16 protein-coding genes are annotated in these 19,107 nt (G+C 65.9%); 8 read left to right on the top strand and 8 right to left on the bottom strand.

Translation table 11 applies throughout. The features are described from left to right. The first annotated feature begins 4 nt into the window (after positions 1-4). From FS507_RS10455 to FS507_RS10435, 5 genes are all read left to right on the top strand, one after another. Entirely contained in the window at positions 5-775 is a 771-nt protein-coding gene (locus FS507_RS10455) for a sirohydrochlorin chelatase (RefSeq protein WP_145942713.1), read from the top strand. Beyond that, positions 772-1,749 carry a sulfite exporter TauE/SafE family protein gene (locus tag FS507_RS10450; RefSeq protein ID WP_145942712.1) on the top strand — a complete coding sequence of 326 codons (978 nt, stop codon included), beginning with the start codon at positions 772-774 and terminating at the stop codon, positions 1,747-1,749. The genes FS507_RS10455 and FS507_RS10450 overlap by 4 nt, the downstream gene beginning before the upstream one ends. 203 nt (positions 1,750-1,952) lie before the next feature. Further along, positions 1,953-3,368: a phosphate acetyltransferase gene (gene pta, locus FS507_RS10445; RefSeq protein WP_145942711.1), complete on the top strand. Its 1,416-nt coding sequence runs from the start codon at positions 1,953-1,955 to the stop codon at positions 3,366-3,368. Between the two features lie 18 nt (positions 3,369-3,386). Beyond that, the gene (locus FS507_RS10440) at positions 3,387-4,595 is read left to right on the top strand and encodes an acetate kinase (protein WP_145942710.1); all 1,209 of its coding nucleotides are present in this window, start codon (positions 3,387-3,389) and stop codon (positions 4,593-4,595) included. Positions 4,596-4,761: 166 nt separating this feature from the next. Next, positions 4,762-5,859 (top strand): hypothetical protein, encoded by a 1,098-nt coding sequence (locus FS507_RS10435; RefSeq protein ID WP_145942709.1) that lies wholly within the window; start codon positions 4,762-4,764, stop codon positions 5,857-5,859. A 164-nt stretch (positions 5,860-6,023) separates the two neighbouring features. Here FS507_RS10435 and FS507_RS10430 read toward each other — a convergent pair whose 3' ends face one another. The 3 genes from FS507_RS10430 to FS507_RS10420 are packed head-to-tail and all read right to left on the bottom strand — an operon-like array spanning position 6,024 to position 11,082. Further along, a complete protein-coding gene (locus tag FS507_RS10430; protein ID WP_145942708.1) occupies positions 6,024-8,513 on the bottom strand; it encodes a serine/threonine protein kinase in 2,490 nt (829 codons plus the stop codon). After that, a complete protein-coding gene (locus tag FS507_RS10425) occupies positions 8,510-9,622 on the bottom strand; it encodes a transporter substrate-binding domain-containing protein (RefSeq protein WP_260853311.1) in 1,113 nt (370 codons plus the stop codon). The genes FS507_RS10430 and FS507_RS10425 overlap by 4 nt, the downstream gene beginning before the upstream one ends. Then, positions 9,619-11,082, bottom strand: coding sequence for a hypothetical protein (locus FS507_RS10420; RefSeq protein WP_260853309.1), 1,464 nt, complete (start codon positions 11,080-11,082; stop codon positions 9,619-9,621). Before FS507_RS10420 ends, FS507_RS10425 begins: the two co-directional genes overlap by 4 nt. 74 nt (positions 11,083-11,156) lie before the next feature. Between FS507_RS10420 and FS507_RS10415 the strand changes: the two genes are divergently transcribed. From FS507_RS10415 to FS507_RS10405, 3 genes are read left to right on the top strand one after another with little or no spacing between them, the layout of a single operon-like run. Further along, a complete protein-coding gene (locus tag FS507_RS10415; protein WP_145942707.1) occupies positions 11,157-12,170 on the top strand; it encodes an ABC transporter ATP-binding protein in 1,014 nt (337 codons plus the stop codon). Continuing rightward, positions 12,170-12,982, top strand: coding sequence for an ABC transporter permease (locus tag FS507_RS10410; RefSeq protein ID WP_145942706.1), 813 nt, complete (start codon positions 12,170-12,172; stop codon positions 12,980-12,982). The genes FS507_RS10415 and FS507_RS10410 overlap by 1 nt, the downstream gene beginning before the upstream one ends. Then, positions 12,975-14,213, top strand: a complete 1,239-nt coding sequence (locus FS507_RS10405; RefSeq protein WP_260853317.1) for a multidrug effflux MFS transporter — start codon at positions 12,975-12,977, stop codon at positions 14,211-14,213. Before FS507_RS10410 ends, FS507_RS10405 begins: the two co-directional genes overlap by 8 nt. 23 nt (positions 14,214-14,236) lie before the next feature. Here FS507_RS10405 and FS507_RS10400 read toward each other — a convergent pair whose 3' ends face one another. The 5 genes from FS507_RS10400 to FS507_RS10380 form a co-directional block, all read right to left on the bottom strand. Further along, positions 14,237-14,830, bottom strand: coding sequence for a MarR family winged helix-turn-helix transcriptional regulator (locus FS507_RS10400; RefSeq protein WP_145942705.1), 594 nt, complete (start codon positions 14,828-14,830; stop codon positions 14,237-14,239). A gap of 118 nt (positions 14,831-14,948) precedes the next feature. Continuing rightward, positions 14,949-16,478 (bottom strand): cardiolipin synthase, encoded by a 1,530-nt coding sequence (gene cls, locus FS507_RS10395; RefSeq protein WP_145942745.1) that lies wholly within the window; start codon positions 16,476-16,478, stop codon positions 14,949-14,951. Positions 16,479-16,513: 35 nt separating this feature from the next. Continuing rightward, the gene (locus FS507_RS10390) at positions 16,514-17,287 is read right to left on the bottom strand and encodes an exodeoxyribonuclease III (RefSeq protein WP_145942704.1); all 774 of its coding nucleotides are present in this window, start codon (positions 17,285-17,287) and stop codon (positions 16,514-16,516) included. A gap of 64 nt (positions 17,288-17,351) precedes the next feature. Beyond that, entirely contained in the window at positions 17,352-18,476 is a 1,125-nt protein-coding gene (locus FS507_RS10385; RefSeq protein WP_145942703.1) for an N-acetylglutamate synthase, CG3035 family, read from the bottom strand. Continuing rightward, positions 18,469-19,104 (bottom strand): peptide deformylase, encoded by a 636-nt coding sequence (locus FS507_RS10380; protein ID WP_145942702.1) that lies wholly within the window; start codon positions 19,102-19,104, stop codon positions 18,469-18,471. Before FS507_RS10380 ends, FS507_RS10385 begins: the two co-directional genes overlap by 8 nt. Positions 19,105-19,107 lie beyond the last annotated feature (3 nt).

The raw sequence follows: 19,107 nt of genomic DNA, 5'->3' as shown, positions 1-19,107 counted from the left end.
ACTGATGTCCACCACCGTCCCGTCCAACTCCCTGCCCCCCGTCGTGTGCCTGGCGCACGGCTCCCGGCACCCGGAGGCGGACCGGACGGTGGTGAACATCGCCCGGACCGTCGCTGACCTGACCGGACGCGACAGCAGGGCGGCGTACCTGGACTTCTCCCCGTTGACGCCGACGACGGTCGCCGGACTGCTCGCTGCGGAGGGGTGGCCCGAGGCCGTCGTCGTGCCACTGCTGTTCACCACGGCATTCCACATGACCACCGACGTCCCCGAGGCGTTGGCACAGGCCACCGCGGAGACGGGGGTGGAACTGCGGCAGGCGGCGGGGATCGGTACCGGCGACGACCTCGCCGATCTGCTGGCCTCCCGGATCCGTGCCCGCAGAGACGGTGGTGCGGCCGACCATCTCGTCCTCTACTCGGTGGGGTCCAGTGTCACCGGTGCCAACGACCGCGTCGCCGACCTGGCGGACGCCGTCGGCCGACGACTCGGCGTGGGTGCCCGCGCACTGGTCGCCACCGGCGGCCCCGGAACCGGGGCGGATGCCCTGGTGACCCACGTGGAGGACGTCGTCCGGCGGGGTGCCGACCGGATCGCGGTGGAACCCCTGTTCATCTGTCCCGGCACGCTCTGGGACAACGCCGTCCGGGCACTCCACGCCTCCTCCGTCGCCCGCTCCGTGGCCGTCGGGGAGCCGCTGGCGACCGATGTCGCCCCCCTCATCGCCGCACGACTCACTGCCCACCCGCCACAGGACGAAGGGATGACCCGATGAAGCTGCTCTTGTTCGCCGTCGCCGGTCTGATGGCCCAGCTGGTCGACGGAGCGCTCGGCATGGCGTTCGGCGTGACCGCCACGACGATGCTGATCCTGTCGGGTACCGCGCCGGCCCAGGCCAGCGCGGCGGTGCACTTCGCCGAGGTCGGGACGACACTGTTCTCCGGGATCGCCCACTGGCGCCTCAACAACGTCCACTGGCCCACGGTGATCTTCCTCGGAATCCCCGGGGCGGTCGGTGCGTTCATCGGCGCGACGGTGCTCGCGGGACTGTCCGCGGAATCGGCCGAGCCTGTTGTCTCGACACTGCTGCTCCTGCTCGGGGCCTACGTCCTGATCCGCAGCATCCTCGTGCCGTGGAAGAAGACCGCGGCGGCGGACGGCGCGCCGGCGTCGCCTACCCGTCGGTCCCGTCTCGGCCTGGTCACCCTGGGGCTCGGGGGAGGTTTCCTCGATGCCTCCGGTGGCGGCGGGTGGGGTCCGGTCACCACCTCGACACTGATGAGTGTGGGGCGCAGCGAACCCCGCAAGATCATCGGCACGGTCAACACCGCCGAGTTCCTCGTCGCGGTGGCGGCCTCCGCCGGATTCATCATCGGTCTCGACCGCGTGCACGAGTCCTGGCAGCCCGTCCTCGGCCTCCTCATCGGCGGACTGATCGGGGCACCGATCGCCGCCTGGATCGTGACGGTCATCAAACCCGACATTCTCGGCGGCATCGTCGGGGCCGTGCTGGTGGGGCTCAACGGTGCCCGGGTCAGCGTCTCACTCGGATGGTTCGGCGGTGTGCTGACCTCGGTGGTCGTGGTCGTGTGCCTGGTCGCCGTGATCCGTGGGCTCCGTGGGCTCCGTGGTTTCCGTGGGCGCCGTGGGCGACGGGCAGCAGCGTACCCCGCCGGGAACGACGACCCGCAGGGAGAGACGTCCGACTCCTCCGACACGGTAGTTATCACTGTAGATGCACCCCGGTGAGCCGCCGCCGACGGAGAACGTCGATTTCACCCCCGCCTGAGTGGGGTGAGACACAGTGTCGGGGGTACTGAGACTGTCGAGACAGTTCCACCTTGGTCGGTGTCAGTGATTCACGGCACAATGGGGGAGGAACATCCCCACGCTCCGGGAGCGTCACCAGGCACCGGACGTGACGGGGACCGTCAACCATGTAAGGAGACCCCGTGACCGTTCGAGCAGTGCTCAGCCCGATAGCCACCGCCGCAGGACGCCGAGACGAACTGATCACCAGCCTGTCAGGCCAGGTGACCGACATCTTCGAGACTCTCCGTCCTGCGGCGCCGGATTTCGGTGCCGCCCTCGAGACCGCACTGTCCAGCGACGTGGACGTCCTCGTCGCCACCGGTGAGCCCATGTTCGACTCCCGGTTGGCAGCTGCCGCCGGAGTCGCCCACTTCCTCATCGCGGCAGGGGAGCAGGATCACCTCCAGCTCCAGCAGGTGTCCGGCCAGCTGGTGCGCTCGGGACGCGAACCGCGTGGTATCTCCCTGCTCGACCGACCCCAGGCCTCGTCCTCTGCGCTGGAATCAGAGGGGACGGCGGTACCGTTCGTCGCCCTGGACTCCGTCAGCGCCGCTGAACCCGGCACACCCGTCATCGGTCCGGAATTCTTCGAGCGCAACCTGATCATCCAGGCCCGGGCAGCCAAGGCGCACATCGTCCTGCCCGAGGGCGATGACGACCGCATCCTTGAGGCGGCGCACCAGCTGCTCGCACGCCGGGTGTGTGACCTGACGATCCTCGGTGACCCGAAGGCCATCGCCGCCCGGGCACATGAACTCGGCTACGACCTGAGCTCCGCCACCCTCACCGACCCGACCAGCGGGGACGACCTGGAACGGTTCGCCGAGGAATTCGCCGAGCTGCGCAAGTCCAAGGGGGTCAGCATCGACGACGCCCGTGAGACGATGAAGGACATCTCCTACTACGCCACGATGATGATCCACCTCGGCATGGCCGACGGCATGGTCTCCGGTGCCGCCCACACCACCGCCCACACCATCAAGCCCAGCTTCCAGATCATCAAGACCTCCCCGGACGCCTCCATCGTCTCCTCGATCTTCCTCATGGTCATGGACGGGGTGCTCTGGGCGTTCGGCGACTGTGCGGTGAACCCCAACCCGACTCCGGAACAGCTCGCCGAGATCGCGGTCGTCTCGGCCAAGACCGCCGGCCAGTTCGGTATCGACGCCAAGGTCGCGATGCTGTCCTACTCCACCGGCACCTCCGGTGCGGGTGAGGACGTCGAGGCCGTGGCGGAGGCCGTGACCATCGCCCGGGAGCAGGCACCCGAGCTGGGTATCGACGGCCCGTTGCAGTTCGACGCCGCCGTCGTCGAGTCCGTCGGTCAGAAGAAGATGCCCGGTTCCGATGTCGCGGGCAAGGCCACCGTCTTCGTCTTCCCCGACCTCAACGCCGGCAACATCACCTACAAGGCCGTGCAGCGTACGGCAGACGCACTCGCCGTCGGCCCGATCCTGCAGGGACTGAACAAGCCGGTCAACGACCTGTCCCGTGGGGCGACCGTCCCCGACATCGTCAACACCGTCGCCATCACCGCCATCCAGGCCGGAAACTAACCGAAAGGCCACCACAACATGACCAACTATGTCCTCGTCCTCAACTCCGGTTCCTCGTCCATCAAGTTCCAGGTCCTCGACCTGAACGCAGACCCGCAGGATCCCCCGTTCCTGTCCGGCCTCGTTGAACAGATCGGCGAGAACCGCGGACACATCAAGCTGGTCACCGAAGACCAGACCATCGAGGACCGCCGCTCAATCCTGAGCCACTCCGTCGGCCTGGAGCGTGCATTCGGCATGATGTCGCTGCTCGGTGCAGGTCCCCAGGACCTCGACATCTCCGCAGTCGGGCACCGTGTCGTCCACGGCGGCAACAAATTCTCCGAACCGGTGGTCATCACAGACCAGGTCGTTGACGAGATCCGTTCCCTGGTTCCGCTGGCACCGTTGCACAACCCGGCGAACATCGACGGGATCGAGAACGCCCGGACCCTGCTGCCGGACGTCAAGCACGTCGCCGTGTTCGACACGGCGTTCTTCCACTGCCTTCCGGAGGCGGCGTCCCGGTACGGCCTCAACCGTGAGGTCGCCGACCAGTACCACATCCGGCGCTACGGTTTCCACGGCACCAGCCACCAGTATGTCTCCGGCCTTGTGCCGAGGATCCTGGGCAAGGACGCCGAGGACATCAACCAGATCACCCTGCACCTGGGCAACGGTGCCTCGATGGCCGCGATCCGTGGCGGCAACCCCGTCGACACCACCATGGGACTGACCCCGCTCGAGGGCCTGGTCATGGGCACGCGTACCGGTGACATCGACGCCGGTATCATCTTCCACCTCTACCGCGAGGGCAAGATGACCATCGACGAGATCGACACCCTGTTCAACAAGCGTTCCGGGCTCAAGGGCCTGGCGGGTGCGAACGACTTCCGCCTCCTCCAGGAACTGATCAACGAGGGCGACCAGAACGCCCAGGACGCCTACGACATCTACGTGCACCGCGTACGCCGCTACGTCGGCGCGTTCATGCTGCAGCTGGGGCGCCTCGACGCGGTGGTGTTCACCGCTGGTGTGGGGGAGAACCACACGGGTATCCGCCGTGACACCATGGCGGACCTGGAGAACTTCGGCATCGTCATCGACGAGTCACGCAACAACAACGACGAGGGCGTCGAAGGTCCGCGCGTGATCTCCTCCGACGATTCGGCAGTGAAGGTGCTCGTGGTGCCGACGAACGAGGAGCTGGCGATCGCCCGCGCGGCGAAGGAACTGTCCGAGATGTAGGCGGTGACAGCCGACGAGTGCCACCGATTACGCCTCGTCTGCGGTTGCGGGCGATAAAACCGCAGGTCGTCGGCTTTCTATGCTGCGAGGAGGCGTAATCGGCGACATCGCGCTGTGGGGGTTGTAGACTCGTCACCGTTATCCGCGGGGGACGACGGGGGAGTTCATGGGGTATCAGGGGCACGCGCTCGACAGCGACATTATCCGTCAGTGGTCTGTTCCCACGCGGGTACACCGCACAATCCGTCCGGATACCCTGGAGAATCACTGTGGTCGGGCCCGTGGTGTTCGTGCCGATGCCTTCACTGACGTCGGTGGCTTCTGGATCCCGACGACGGCGGTTCGGGATGCCGGTGTCGTGAAACTCGGCGCTCGTGAGCATCCGAGGGGAATAGCCTATGACCTGGAGGCACTGACCAGGGCACGGCTGACCCACATTGCCCACCCCGGATGGACCGGCGCCGCGTGGAGCGCAGCCTCGGTCTGGGGGATGCCGTACTTCTGCGATGACGCGGACACGTGTGTTCTCTCCGGAGGCGACCGTAGGATCGCGACGCATGCCGGAGAGACCACCCGGCACCGTCGCGCGGGTTGGATGACGGATCTGCCGTCGGTCGTCAATGTTGACCCGGAGTTTCCCCGGCTGCCGGTGACGTCACCCGTGCTGACGATCATTCACTGCCTCCGGTCCCTCCGCTCCGGCGAGCATTCCTGGTCTGTTCTGCCAGGCACGGGGAAAGACGACGTGACGGTGCGGTCGGTGCAGTTCATCGACGCGGCCTGCCAGCTGTTCAGTATCGATCCGGTGGTGTTGGTGGACGCGTGTGCCGGCCTGTACCCAGGTCGCGACCTGCGGAGGATGGTCTCCCTCGCCGATCGCGGGGGAGAATCCCCTATGGAGACACTACTGCGTCTCCAGATATACGGGCTGTTCGGCCGCGAGGTGGCTGACCGGTTCATCCCTCAACTGGTCGTGTGCTCTGACGGGACGACCTCGGATCCCGTGCATACGGGGGAGAGGGTTACGGGACGGGTCGCCGCGAGGGTCGACCTGGGATGTGCAGAGTGGAAGCTGGCTCTGCAGTATGACGGCGCCGACCATCTTGCACGGAACAGGCGGGACACCGACTCGCGGATCGGTGCTGAACTGGCGAATCTGGGATGGCATGTACTGCGGTTGACCTACGGTCACCTGAAGGATCCGGAACTGTTGCGTCGCACGCTCGTTGACGGGATCATGCTGGCCCGGCGTCGGCTACGGTGACGGCCCCTGGTGTCGCGTGCACCAGGCTGGGGCGCATGTCACCGATTACGCTTCCTCGGCGAGACGATGGGCGGTGACCTGGTGGTTTATTGCCTGGTTCCGAGCCGAGGCGTAATCGGTGACCGCCGATGGAGCGGCTCGAGACCGGATCAGACCGGATCAGCTCAGAACCAGGTCCGGGGCCGGATCCGGTTGGCCATGTCCACCAACCGGAAGCGGTGGCGGGCGAAGGGGGACTGCCGGGCGATGTCGCGGAGCCCCTGTTCAATCCCGGTACGCAGGCCCCGTTCGGTGAACTCCACGTCGAACAACGGTGCCTTCGCCACGCGGACAGGCCCGTCAGTCTTGTCCTGCTCCGCGCGCAACCATTCCAGGGCGGCGGCCAATACAGCCAGCCTGACCTGGGGGATCCGGGGCTCGTTGGTGGGCAGGATTTCGAGGCGCCGTGCCGCGCGCCGCAGGCGTGCCTCATTGAGCGACGACTGGTCTGTGATGAGCATCAGGACCGTCGTCAGCCGGGCGGTCCGGTGGTGCCGGGACGACTGGGGGAGCCGGTCGAGCGCGGCGACGGCGGCATCCACCAGACCCTCGGCGTGCAGTTGGCGGGCCAGCCCGAAGGCCGCGGACACCGTCGAGGCATTCGTGGCCCACACGAGCCCGTAGAGACGGATCGTGTGGAAACGCAGCGCGACGGGGTCCTGGGACAGGTGTGTCCATCCGGGCACCTCGCTGTAGTCGGGGGACTGCTGCGCACCCTGGGTGTACGTCAATGCCAGGGCTGCCTTCTGCACATTGGCGTCCAGTAGTCGGGTGGTGTTCATCCCCTGGTGCTGCAGCATCAGTTCATCGGTCGCCGCCAGGGCGAGTTTAGGCGCCGGCTCACCGGGCAAGGTGTTGAGCACTTCGTTGAAACATGCTTGCGCGGCGACATAGTCACTGGTCAGAAGGTTGGAAACGCCCGACAGCCACTGGTGGCGCCAATCCCGCTGCAGCCGGTCGTCCATCTCCCGCAGGGTCAGGACGGCTTCGGTGGTCATGCCGAGGTCGAGCTGGGCCCGGACGATGGTCAGCGGGATCTCGGTGGACGACGACATGTCCGGCTGTTTCAGCGCCGCCTTCAGGGTGTCGAGGACTTCGCTGGGTTCGGTGAGACTGGCGGCGGAGAGCAGCGACGCGCCGGGATCGTTCGGATCCGTCAGCGGAGTCGGCAGCGCGGCGACCACTTCAGGGGCGGTGGTCTCCACGGACCGTTCGATACCGTCGATGAGCTGGTCCGTGCGGAAGAGCAGGTGCTTGGTTCCGAACGTGGACCGCTGGGCGGTGAAACGGGTGTCGAGGTGCGGGTACTGCCGGCCGTCTCGAATGGCCAGGACCTCACGGAGAACACCGATGATCTGGTTGGCCATGGCGCCGGCAGAGCTGAAACGGCGCTCGGGATTCTCGTCGGTGGCGCGCAGCAGCAGCCGGTAGAGCGACAGGTACTTGCGGAACAACGGTTCGTCGTTCGGTGTCGGCAGCCCGTGGTCGTAGACCCCGTCGGTGACGGGCAGTTTCACGATGAGGCTGGCCAGCGTCCGGCCGACGGTGTAGATGTCGCTGGCGATCGTCGGCCCGGTGCGCGCGATCTCGGGGGCCTGGAAACCGCGGGTGCCGAAGATGTGCCCGAACGCGCCGATGCCGGAGACCGCACCCAGGTCGATGAGCTTGACCTGGTCTTCGGTGATGATGATGTTGTCTGGTTTGAGGTCGTTGTAGACCACACCGCGGGAGTGCAGGTAGTCCAGTGCGGGCAGGACCTCGAGGATGTAGCCGATGGCGATGTCGATGGGCAGTGTGTTGCCTGGTTGCCGACGACGGCGGTGCCGCAGGGACGGGCCACCGACGTACTCCATGATGATGAATCCGCCCGGACTGCGCGGGTCATCGATGAAGTTGAAGATCTTCACGATCCCGGGGTGGGTGATGTCGGCGAGGAAGGCGCGCTCGGACTCCGCGACCGCCCGTTCATGGGCGGTGGTGGTGGCCATCATGCCCTTGAGGACGACCCACCGGTCGGACACGTTGTGGTCGACGGCGAGGTAGATCCAGCCCAGCCCACCGTGGGCGATCGGCCCCAGCACCTCGTACTGGGCTGCGACCATGTCGCCCGGTTGCAGGACGGGCCTCTCCGTGCCTTCGGAGACGGCCTTCTCGACGGCATCGTCACTGATGACCGCGTCCTGCGGATTCGTGGGAGGGATGAACGGCAGACGGACCATGCCGCCGGCGACCTCCGCACCGGCCCGGGACGTGCCCCGTCGACGACGGAAGGTCGACAGAGCTTCACGTCGGCTACGTTCACCGGAGTCGACGGTGGGCTGGCGTTCGGTGTCGACTGCCTTCGGCATGCCGTCGGGGTCGGTGGCCGGACCGGTGACCGCGGTGTCGTCGTGGGGCTCCTCCCCGTCACTGTCGTCGGCGAACGGGTCGAAGGGCGTGGCCTGTGTCGACTGGCCCCCGGTGTCCTCGTCGTCACCGTCAGAGCCGTATGCGTCGCTGTCGGCGTCATCGTCGGCGAAGGGGTCGAAGAAGGTCGCTTCCGTCGCCTGACTGGTGTCGTTCGTGCCGTCCCGACGGTCAGTGGTCTCGGAGTCGGACTCGTTGGGGTTCGTCACTGGTCGTCCTCCCTCTCAGCGTTCCCGTTGTCCCGCGTGCGTTCACGTAGGGCGGTGAGCTCTCGGTTGTCGTCAGCGGACCGGTATTCGGCGGAGGGCTGGCTGGCATCGCCGAGGTAGCCTTCCAACCAGGTGTCGTAGATGTCGTCCCAGGTCCCGTCGGTGCGTATGCGGTCCATCGTCGAGTTGACCTGGCGCACGAGTCCGGCCGTGTCACGGTCTTCGGGGAGTGCGGCGGCGACACCGTAGTCGGTCCCGTCGGTGCTGTCGCCGATGATCTCCGTGTAGGGGTCCTGTGCCTGGAGTCCCGAGAGGATCGCGGAGTCCGAGTAGATGGCGTCAGCCTGCTGACGTTGAATTGCCATCAGGCAGTCTGACCAGGTCTGCGTGGCGAGAATGTCCTGGTGGGGAACCTCGTCGCGGAGTTCCTGAAGATTGGTGGAGTCGTGCGTGACACAGACGGTCTTGTCACCGAGATCCTCCTCACCGGTGATGCCGGAGTCCCGCATGGCAAGGATGCGCGGGTAGGTCGTGAGATAGGGGACCGAGAACTCGACCTGTTCCTGTCGTGGTCTGGTGATGGTGAACGTGCGGATGACCAGGTCGACCGTGCCCACCGAAAGGACGTCCTCGAGATCGTTACCTTCGACGTAGCGGTACTCGATACGGTTGGGGTCGCCGAAGATGTCACGGGCGATCTCCCGCGCCAGGTCGATCTCGAATCCGGCGAGTTCGCCGGTGACCGGGTCCCGGAAGCCCAGCTGGTTGAGGGACTGCGCAACCCCCACCACCAGTCGACCTCGTTCGACGATGGCCGGGACCCGCCGCGCCGGGGGGACCTCCTCGCCGGTGCGTGGGTCTGTGTCGGGGCGGAGGGAACCGTAGGCGTCGCGTGCTCCGGCCATGGTGTCGCGGGTTGTCCGGGACGTGAGGTCGTCGACGTTGTCGGACAGTTTCGACCCGTTCGGCAGCGCGAGCGTCGGGTTCGGCGCCGCGGGCCACTGCTGCAGGCTCTGTTCATTGGAGACGCAGGCCGCCAGGGCTGTGGCGCTGACGGCCGCCACGACGGCGGCGGCGACACGGGTGAGAATGCGTGAGCGGGTGTTCACAGGTACTCCTGGAGCCGTGGGCGGGTTCCGTAGACGATGCACAGGGCCGAGATGACACCGAGCAGGATCACCAGGGCCGACACCTGCTGTGCCGACACCCGGGAATCCGCCAGGTAGGTCCGGAGCTGTTCACGGGTGTCATCGATGAGGGAGCGCAGGTTCTCGTCGAGCCGCTGGTAGGGGTGAAGGTCCGAATCGCCGATCGTGGCACCGATCGCCGCAGAGTAGTCGCCCTGCTGAACGTAGACGAGCATCTCGGCGTGGGCGTTGTCCCAGGCGCGTAGGTTCTCCCGGGCGTCGTCCAGCACGTCGCGGTCACCGACTGTGGAACGGAGTGTCTCGAGTTCGCTGTCGATGCGGGTCACCTGGTCGGAGAAGTCGTTCTGGGTGTCGTCGGAGTACTCCCGTTCCACGAGGCTGAGTGCCTCGGTGGTGCGTGTCTGTTGCACGTTGATGCGCAGCGAGGTCAGGGTCTCCAACGGCTGGGCGGTGCCGTCGAGCCCGCGGGTACCGTCGGTCCAGGTGGTGAGCGCCGATCCACTGGCCCACAGCAGAGCCACCGTCATCAGCACGGTGGCAGTGGCGTACCCGCCGTTGATGCGGCGGTTCGTGTGTGCCGCCAGCCAGAACTGCGCGATGACCAGCAGTACGACGGCGGCGACCAGTCCGGACAGGGCGAACCAGCCGGGTTTGGTCAGCGCGAGCTGCTGCTCACCGACCTCGGAACTGGTGTTGGAGTACAGTTCCCCGGCGGCGGGGAGAATCTCGTCCTGCATCATCGTGCTGGCCTGCGTCACATACGCCGCACCGACGGGATGTCCCTGCCGGTTGTTCACTCCGGCCTCGGTGATGAGACTGGTGTAGATCGGCAGTTTCTCCTGGATCTCCAGAATCAGCGCCATCTCCCGGGTGGACGGGTCGTCGATGCCGTTGGCTGCCCGGATGATCGCGCGTGACGCGATGTCGACGGCCTCCCGGTAGGACGAGTCGGTGTCGGCACCGCCGGCGGCGTCCTCGACGAATCCGGTGGTGGCCACCGAGTCCGCCACCGACAGGGAGTTGTACAGTTCCTGTGCGGCGAAGGAGACCGGTTCGGTCCGGTTGACCAGTGTGTTGAGGTCCCCCTGCTGTTTGGAGGACTGTGCGGCCATGGCGCCACCGGCGGCGAGGATGGCCAGGACCAGGATCACCGATACGACCGTGAGCAGACCCGGGGTGGTGGAGACGAACCGGCGGAACCTGCGGGGGATCTCGAGCGCCGGGGTGAAGACACTCAGTCGACGCGACCCGGTGCCGTCAGTGGGAGCATCATCCATCCACCGGTCGGTGTCCTGGCGGCGTCCCCCGGGGCCGACAGTGGATTCCGTGGTGGCCGAGGATTCCGCGTCGGGGGTCGTGAACGTGCCGGTCGAGGCCGGATCGGCGGCCCCGTCACTTGAATCTCGTGTCGGCACGGGCATGTAGGACATCCTACATTCGTCGAGGCAAGAAGTGGCAGTGCCCTGGCTGCAGGGGCATATGGCACCATGGGGGAATGATTGAAGTCGAATCCCTGACCAAGCGGTACGGTTCCGCGACCGTCGTGGACGACCTGAACTTTTCTGTTCAGCCGGGAATCGTCACAGGATTCCTCGGGCCGAATGGTGCAGGTAAGTCCACGACCATGCGCATGATCGTCGGTCTTGACCGTGCGTCGGCCGGCACCGCCACGATTGACGGCAAACGCTACGACCAGTACACGAAACCGCTGCACAAGGTGGGGACGCTGCTCGACGCGAAGTGGGTCCACCCCAACCGCACCGCGGCCAACCACCTGAAGTGGTTGGCGGCGGCCAACGGCATCTCCCGTAAACGCGTTGACGAGGTGCTTGATCTCGTCGGTCTCAGCGACGTCGCGGGTAAGAAGGCCGGAAACTTCTCTCTCGGTATGGGCCAGCGGCTCGGACTGGCGGTCGCACTGCTGGGTGACCCGGAGGTCCTGATCCTGGACGAGCCGGTCAACGGACTGGACCCGGAGGGAATCCGCTGGGTGCGTGACTTCGTCCGGCATCTCGCGACCGAGGGCCGCACGGTGATGATCAGCTCACACCTGCTCAGCGAGATGGCCCTCACCGCTGATCACCTGGTGGTCATCGGACGGGGGCGTCTGGTGGCGAATACCTCGACCCACGACTTCATCAAGAACGCCTCCACGGCGACGACGGTGGTGCGCACGGATCATCTCGAGGAGATGAAGAATGCGCTGACCGAGCAGTCCGTGTCCTTCAGCCAGAGTACTGACGACGACGGCCGGGACATCCTGGTCATGGAGGACACCGAACCCGACGAGATCGGCGGCATCGCCTACACCTACGGGCTTCTGCTGCGCGAGCTCAGTGAGCGCCGGGCCTCGTTGGAAGACGCTTTCATGCGGATGACCGGGCACGCGGTGGACTACCACGCGAACCTGGGCGGGGATCTCGGTGACATTCCGGATCTGGGCGAACTGCCGGACCAGCAGGCGCAGGCACAGACCGACGCCCAGCCGACCACCGAGGGGGAGAAGTAATGCTCGCACACGCTATCAACGCCGAGTGGATCAAGATCCGCACCACCAAGGCGGTCTACTGGACCTCGGCGCTCATCATCGTGTTCTCGGTCGCCTTCGGCGCGTTCATGGGATGGGCGAACGGGATGAACTACAAGTTGGCCGTCGACGACAACAACGCAGAGCTTATGGCCCTCAGCGTCGACGGTTTTGACGTCCCGAACGCACTGATGGGTATGCAGGCTTTCGGTGTGATGATCATCCTGATCCAGGGCGTGTTACTGGTCACCGGTGAATACGGCAACAACACCGCGAAGTCGAATGTCCTGGCTGTTCCGAAACGCTGGCAGCTGCCGGTGGCCAAGTTCGTCGTCTACGGTGTTATCGCCGCGGTCGCAACTCTCATCGCGAGTGTGTTCAGCGTCGTGGTGACGAAATGGGCGGCTGGTACCCAGGTCGACGATGACGCTGTGTTGTCCGGTATCTCGCTCTCCGCGGACGATGCCTGGATGGTCATCCTGCGCATGGTGATTTACGCGTTCGGAGCCGTTGCTCTGGCAATCGGTGTCGCTTATCTGCTGCGGCGGACCGCGGGCGCGATGGCTGTAGTACTGCTGTGGGTCCTGGTACTCGAAGACATAGTCGCGATGATTCCGAAGGCTCAGGACTGGATACCGCAGTACCTTCCGTTCAAGAACATGAACTCTGCGGTGAACCTTGACGATCTCGCCAATGCCCCGTGGGGTCAGACCGGTTCAGTGATCTACTTCGCTGTCATCTGCCTGGTGATCTTCATCCTCGGCACGGTCATACTGCGTCGTCGTGATGCGTGACCGACCCTCCCGGGTCCAGGGCACGTCGACCGCGACAGTATCCCTCGCGATGCTCGCAGGCATCGCACTGCTCTCCACCGGTGGGCCGTTCGGTACGGACATGTACCTGCCGTCCCTGCCGGAGATCACCGACGATCTCGGCACCACGGCATCGCTCACCCAGCTAACGATCACCGCCTTCATGGTCGGTATGGCCGTCGGACAGCTCGTCGTCGGCCCACTCTCCGACCGTGCAGGACGCCATCGACTGCTTGTCGCCGCGACCGTCGTCGGGCTACTGGCCTCCGTGATCTGCGCACTCGCACCGTCGATCTGGCTCTTCATCGTCGTGCGCTTCTTCCAGGGCGCCGCCGGTGGTGCCGGAGTGACACTGGGACGCTCCATGATCGCCGACCGGCTCAACGGTGCCGCAGCAGCGGCAGCCCTGTCGACGATGATGATCTTCACCTCCGTCGCCCCCATCGTCGCACCCGTGGTCGGCGGCGCCGTCGCAGGTCTCGCTGGATGGCGGGCGGTGTTCTGGACGCTGGCCGCCATCGCCGTCGCCCAGGTGATCGTCGCCCTCGCACTTCCGGAGACCCATCCTGCAGAGAGGCGCACCGAGGGCGCGATGCTCGTGGTGTACCGGCGCATGGCAGGGCTTTTTCGCGTCGGCCCCTACGTCGGACATCTCGTGGCGTTCGCGATCGGATTCGGTGGATTCTTCGCCTTCGTCTCCGGCTCGTCCTTCGTGATGCAGGAACAGTTCGGCCTCACCGCGTCCCAGTTCAGTCTGGTGTTCGCCGGTAATGCGGTCGCACTCGTGCTGGCGAACATGGTGAATGCACGCGTCGTCAAGAAAGTCGGTCCCGCGCGGATGCAGGCCATCGGCCAGGGGCTGCTCTTCGTCGGCGGGCTGAGTCTGCTGGTTATCGCCCTGACCGCGCACAGTCTGGTCCCGGTGATCCTGTTCACCTTCGTTGCGACGATCGGAACCGGTCTGAACCTGGGCAACACCACGGCCTTGGCGATGGACCTCGCACCCGGTCGTGCCGGAGCTGCGTCGGCACTGCTCGGCGCCGGACAGTTTCTCGCGGCCGGCATCGTCGCCCCGATCGTCGGGTTGGGGGAGGACGGTCTGCTGACCATGGCGACGGTCATGGCGTCCTGTGCCGCCGTCGCCGTCCTCAGCGGTCTCTACGGCCGCCGTGGCGCCCGGCGTACCTGTTCCCCTGAAACGCCGGGCAACTGAGCAGAGCAGCAGATTAGTTGCGGCTAGTTGCGGCTCCGCTGGATGTCCTCGATGAGGCTCTCCGCGGCGATGGACAGGTTGCGCAACGCGGGTACGCCGCGGCGGAGCTTCGCCAGGTCGCGCCCGTCCATACGACGTGCCGCGCGGGCGATCAGCATCGCCCACTCGTCGGTGATCGAGTTCAGCATCTCGATACCTTCGTCGGACAGGTACAGGTCCTGCGCGCGTCGGTCCTGGTCATTGGCCTGTCGCAGCACCAGCCCGGAGTTGATCAGGCGACGTACGGTGGCGGAGACGTTCGATGCGCGCAGGAACCGGAGGCGGGCGATGTCCGACACGCCGCACCCCGGGTGCTGGGCGATGAAGTGCAGAACCTCGATCTCGGACTGGGAGATCGCCAGTTTGTGATTCGGTCGATCCATCAGACGACGCAGGGCGGAGAGGAAGTCGTAGACGGCGGTCGCGATCTCCGCGACATCGATCTCGGGCAGGATCTCCGGTGCACGGTGTCCGCGGATCTGGTCCTGGACCGGGTCGGAGCCCAGGTCATTGATGAGATCGGCGAAATCGTCGGCAGACTCTGTGGAGTCCGTGGTGTCCCGGATGTCTTTGGCCATGGTGGGCTCCTTGTCTGCTACTGACTAGCTTCTGACTGGTGTATCGGTCCCGTCAGCTAACACGGTAGTCGACCCGTGGTAGTTTCTTCGACCTATTGTTTATGCCATTGTAAGCCATTTACTGCAGCGCGGACGTAAGCCGGGCAACATTCTCGACATATCGTCGCATCAACGGCCGGTTCCCCCACTCCTCCTCGGTCAACTCGGTGCAGGCGGAACGGTAGCTGTCGGTCAGTTCGGTCATCGAATCCAGTAGGTCGCCGTGCCCGGAGAGCATGGTCACCTCGTAGTTCAGGCCGAAGGACCGCATGTCCATGTTGGACGACCCGATCACCGCGACCTCATCGTCGGCGATGACCAGCTTGGTGTGCAGGACGGCAGGGTAGGGGTACCGGTGGATCCGCACACCGGCTGCAAGCAGTTCCGCGTAATAGGAGGACTGGGCGAAGTCGACGATGGTGTGGTCAGCCTTCTCCGAGACGAAGAGTTCGACCTCCACCCCACGGTATGCGGCGGTGGTGACAGCGTCCAGAAGGGACTCATCCGGCACGAAGTAGGGGCTGACCAGTGCCAGGTGTTCCTTGGCGTGGTGGGCCACCGACGTAAACAGACGCAGGTTCGGTTCGGTGGTGAAGCCGGGGCCGGACGGGACCACCTGCAGGATCTCGTTACCGGAGTCCGGGACCTGCGGGGCGGTGTCGGCGTTGAGCCAGTGGGTCGCCTGCGACGGAGAAAGTAGATCGAGTTCCTCCTTGGACTCGGTGAACCAGTCGACGGCGAAGACGGTGTCCAGGCTCATCACGATCGGTCCGGTGACCTCGACCATGACGTCGATCCAGTGCCGTCCTTTCTTCTGGTTCTTGGAGAGCAGGTAGCTCGGGTCGATCATGTTCTGGCTGCCCATGAACGCGGTGTGACCGTCCACGACCACGATCTTGCGGTGGTTGCGCAGGTCCGGGCGTCTGAAACGCCACTGCCACGGCTTCAGTGGCAGCATGACCATCCAGTCGACGCCGATCGCCGTCAACCGCTTTCCGAGTTTGAGGTAGCCGGGATACTTCCAGCTGCCGACGTGGTCGAACATCAGGCGTACCGTGACCCCGCGTTTCACCGCGCGCTCCAGGGCATCGAAGAAGACCCCGGTGGTGTCGTCCCAGGCGGTGATGTAGATCTGGACGTTGACGTAGTTCTCGGCGTGGTCGACGGCGTCCGCCATCGCCTGGATCGACTGCCCGTAGTCGGAGTGCAGCGCCACCAGGCGGCCGGTGGCGGCAGGCATCGACGTCAGGTGCCGGTTGAGATGCATCATGCTGATGATCTCGTCGGAGACCTCGAAACCGGGGGGGACGTCAGGCTCGTCCTCGCTGACGGTGCGGATGAGCTCATTGGCCTGGTTCTGGATGTTGTGGCGGCGCCGGTTGATGTACGGCGACCCCATGAACAGGAAGAGGATCACCCCGGCGAAGGGGATGAGGAAGATGGCCAGCAGCCATGCCATGGCGCTGGTGGGTTTGCGCTGGGAGGGAACGTATCCGAGCGCGATGATCTTCAGGGTGTAGTCCAGCAGGACCAGGACCCACTGCCACCATTCGAGCCCACCGCCGACGACATTGCCGAACAGGGGGAAACCGAAGTTGTCGGGGGTGATGAACGACCAGAAATCCGATGCGGCCACTGTGGCGGTCACAGCTCGTAGTCCACGATGACGGGGGCGTGGTCGGAGGCCCCCTTCCCGGACCGTTCTTCCCTGTCAACCACCGGGGAGGAGGGGGTGAGCCCCCGTGAATACTGCAGGTCGATCCGGATCCCCTGGTTCTTCTGGAACCGCATCGCCTGGTAGTCCCAGTAGGTGTACGTACCTTCGAGCGGCGCAGTGGACTCGGTCATGCCGCCCCGCTGCACGAGACCTTCCAGAGCTGCACGCTCCCGCGGGGTGACATGCGTCTTGCCCTCGAACCAGGAGCGGTCCCACAGGTCCCTGTCGGTGGGGACGATGTTGAAGTCACCGACGACAACCACCGGGTCGCTCGCGTCCTTCCCCTTTTCCAGGTAGGACGCCATGCTGTCGAGGAAGTCGATCTTGTAGGTGAAGTGCCGGTCGGAGATCTCCCGGCCGTTGGGGACGTAGAGGCTCCACACCTCGACCCCGCCGCAGCGGGCACCGACCGCCCGGGGCTCCAGGGAGGGTTCCGCGGCCGGATCCTTGTCGAAGCGGGGCTGACCGAAATCCGAGCGCACGTCCTCGACGCCCACCCGGGACAGGATCGCCACTCCGTTCCAGGAGTTCTCGCCGACGTGGGCGTGCCGGTACCCGGTGTCGGAGAAATCCGGGAACTGGTCGTCGGTGCATTTGGTCTCCTGAAGGCACAGCACGTCGACGTCCGAGCGTTCCAGGAAGTCCCGGACACGTTGTTCCCGGTTACGCACGGAGTTGATGTTCCAGGTGGCGATCCTCATGCCCTACACCATATCCACTCCGCGACGATCGCACCTCAGTGAGATCACCGGTGAGACCGCGGCCTCAGGCGCCGGCCCCGGCATCGTCGGGCAGTGTCAGGCAACGGTGTCGGTGATGCTCGGTGAAACCGAGGGAACGGTAGAGTCCCAGCCCTGCCTCGTTGGTGGTGATGACCTGCAGGTAACTGCGTGTCGCGCCATGCCGGCGCCCCCAGTGGAGCATTGCGGTGCCCATCAGCCGTCCGAGCCCCCGGCGCCGCCAAGCGGGCGCGACCTCGACGGCGGAGTACCCGAGGTACTGCTCACGTCCGCCAGTGGTGACCGTGCCACGCGTGACCGCGACGAGCACACCGTCGACGGTGAGGCGGGCGAAGCCCAGCGTGCCGTCGATCCGTCCGGCGAGAAGCCGGAGTGCGTGCTCGGGCAGGGGTTCTCCACGGAAATGGTAGAGACTCAGCCACTCGTCGTCGGGTTCCTCAGAGACGGAGAACTCGACGTTCGGAGGCCCCTCCGGGACCGGTGGAAGTTCGCCTCCCAGCGAACGGGTCATCACGATGATCTCCGGGCCCGCCTGAGCACCGGGTAGCCCGAGAAGATGCTCGGCAGGCCGTGCGACCCGGTCGGGGAGCAGGATCCGGGTGGGGAGCCCATGCTGCCGGTAGAACGCGTGGATGGCCTCCAGCGGCACCGGGGTGGTGCCGGTCTCCGGCCCCAGCGGGACGGCTGAGTTCGACCGTTCGGTGATCCCGTCCCCCGCGCGCATCAGCCAGCCGGCGACCGTGTCGTTGGTGATACCGGGGAAGGCGGCGGCGGTGGCCTGTTCCACCGCGCGAATGTCGGAGGTGCGCACCGGACGGTCGGCGAGAGTCTTGAGGACGACGACTCGGTCGGCAGGGACCGTGTGCACGACCCCGTCCGTCGTGCGGATCTGCAACGGTTCCACTGAGTCGATGACACCGATGAGGTCGGTGACCAGGGGCCGCCCTGTCGAGGGGTTCATCACCGGGCCTCCGGGATCCCCGCCGGTGACGAGGCAACGGACCGTCGCACGCACCCCCACCCGCACGCCGAGAGGGTCGGTGCGGCGGGACACCGGGAAGGGGAGCCCGGTGGTCTCCGGCGCCAGTGCCCCGGCATGCGCAGCCGACCACGAGGTGTCGGGGGACGGTTCAGGTGAGACGTCACTCATCGTGGCCGAAGGGGTCGGGATCGACGCCGGGTGTCCAGGAGTTGCCTGCGACAGTCCATCCCTCACGCTTCACGACCTTCTTCGCGGCACGCTTGTTGCGGCCGATGAGGGTGTCGATGTAGAGGTAGCCGTCCAGGTGGCCGACCTCGTGCTGCAGGCACCGGGCGAAGAAGCCGTAGCCTTCGACCGTGACGGACTCGCCGTGTTCGTCCAGACCGGAGACCCTGGCCCAGTCGGCACGTCCGGTCGGGAAGTCGTAGCCGGGGACGGAGAGACAACCTTCCACGTCGTCCTCCTCGTCCGGCATGGTCTCCGGGATCTCGGAGGTCTCCAGGACAGGATTGATCAGGCACCCGCGGCGCATGGGGCCGCCCTGGGCGTCGATGTCGGCGCCGGGTTTACGGGTGCCGTCCGGCCCGTCGATGTCGGGGCAGTTGTACACGAACAGGCGCTTGGAGACGCCGACCTGGTTCGCCGCCAGGCCGACACCGTGGGCGAGGTCGAGGGTCTCGTACATGTCGGCGATGAGGTCGCCGAGCTGTTCGGTGCCGACCTCCGCCTCGGCGACGGGTTCGGTGGGGTGGTGGAGGACGGGGTCGCCGCAGATGACGACGGGGAGAACTGACATGCC

The sequence above is a fragment of the Corynebacterium glyciniphilum AJ 3170 genome (assembly GCF_007673095.1).
Classification (GTDB): domain Bacteria; phylum Actinomycetota; class Actinomycetes; order Mycobacteriales; family Mycobacteriaceae; genus Corynebacterium.
Note: the sequence above shows the minus strand (reverse complement) of the source record. Positions and strands in the feature narration are given on the sequence as shown.

What these genes read in the sequence shown, in the direction of transcription:
- FS507_RS10420 (WP_260853309.1), bottom strand. Translation starts at nt 11,082, where the DNA reads ATGCCCGTGCCGACACGAGATTCAAGTGACGGGGCCGCCGATCCGGCC.
- FS507_RS10380 (WP_145942702.1), bottom strand. Translation starts at nt 19,104, where the DNA reads ATGTCAGTTCTCCCCGTCGTCATCTGCGGCGACCCCGTCCTCCACCAC.
- FS507_RS10400 (WP_145942705.1), bottom strand. Translation starts at nt 14,830, where the DNA reads ATGGCCAAAGACATCCGGGACACCACGGACTCCACAGAGTCTGCCGAC.
- FS507_RS10440 (WP_145942710.1), top strand. Translation starts at nt 3,387, where the DNA reads ATGACCAACTATGTCCTCGTCCTCAACTCCGGTTCCTCGTCCATCAAG.
- FS507_RS10415 (WP_145942707.1), top strand. Translation starts at nt 11,157, where the DNA reads ATGATTGAAGTCGAATCCCTGACCAAGCGGTACGGTTCCGCGACCGTC.
- FS507_RS10455 (WP_145942713.1), top strand. Translation starts at nt 5, where the DNA reads ATGTCCACCACCGTCCCGTCCAACTCCCTGCCCCCCGTCGTGTGCCTG.
- FS507_RS10435 (WP_145942709.1), top strand. Translation starts at nt 4,762, where the DNA reads ATGGGGTATCAGGGGCACGCGCTCGACAGCGACATTATCCGTCAGTGG.
- FS507_RS10410 (WP_145942706.1), top strand. Translation starts at nt 12,170, where the DNA reads ATGCTCGCACACGCTATCAACGCCGAGTGGATCAAGATCCGCACCACC.
- FS507_RS10405 (WP_260853317.1), top strand. Translation starts at nt 12,975, where the DNA reads ATGCGTGACCGACCCTCCCGGGTCCAGGGCACGTCGACCGCGACAGTA.
- FS507_RS10385 (WP_145942703.1), bottom strand. Translation starts at nt 18,476, where the DNA reads ATGAGTGACGTCTCACCTGAACCGTCCCCCGACACCTCGTGGTCGGCT.
- FS507_RS10450 (WP_145942712.1), top strand. Translation starts at nt 772, where the DNA reads ATGAAGCTGCTCTTGTTCGCCGTCGCCGGTCTGATGGCCCAGCTGGTC.
- FS507_RS10390 (WP_145942704.1), bottom strand. Translation starts at nt 17,287, where the DNA reads ATGAGGATCGCCACCTGGAACATCAACTCCGTGCGTAACCGGGAACAA.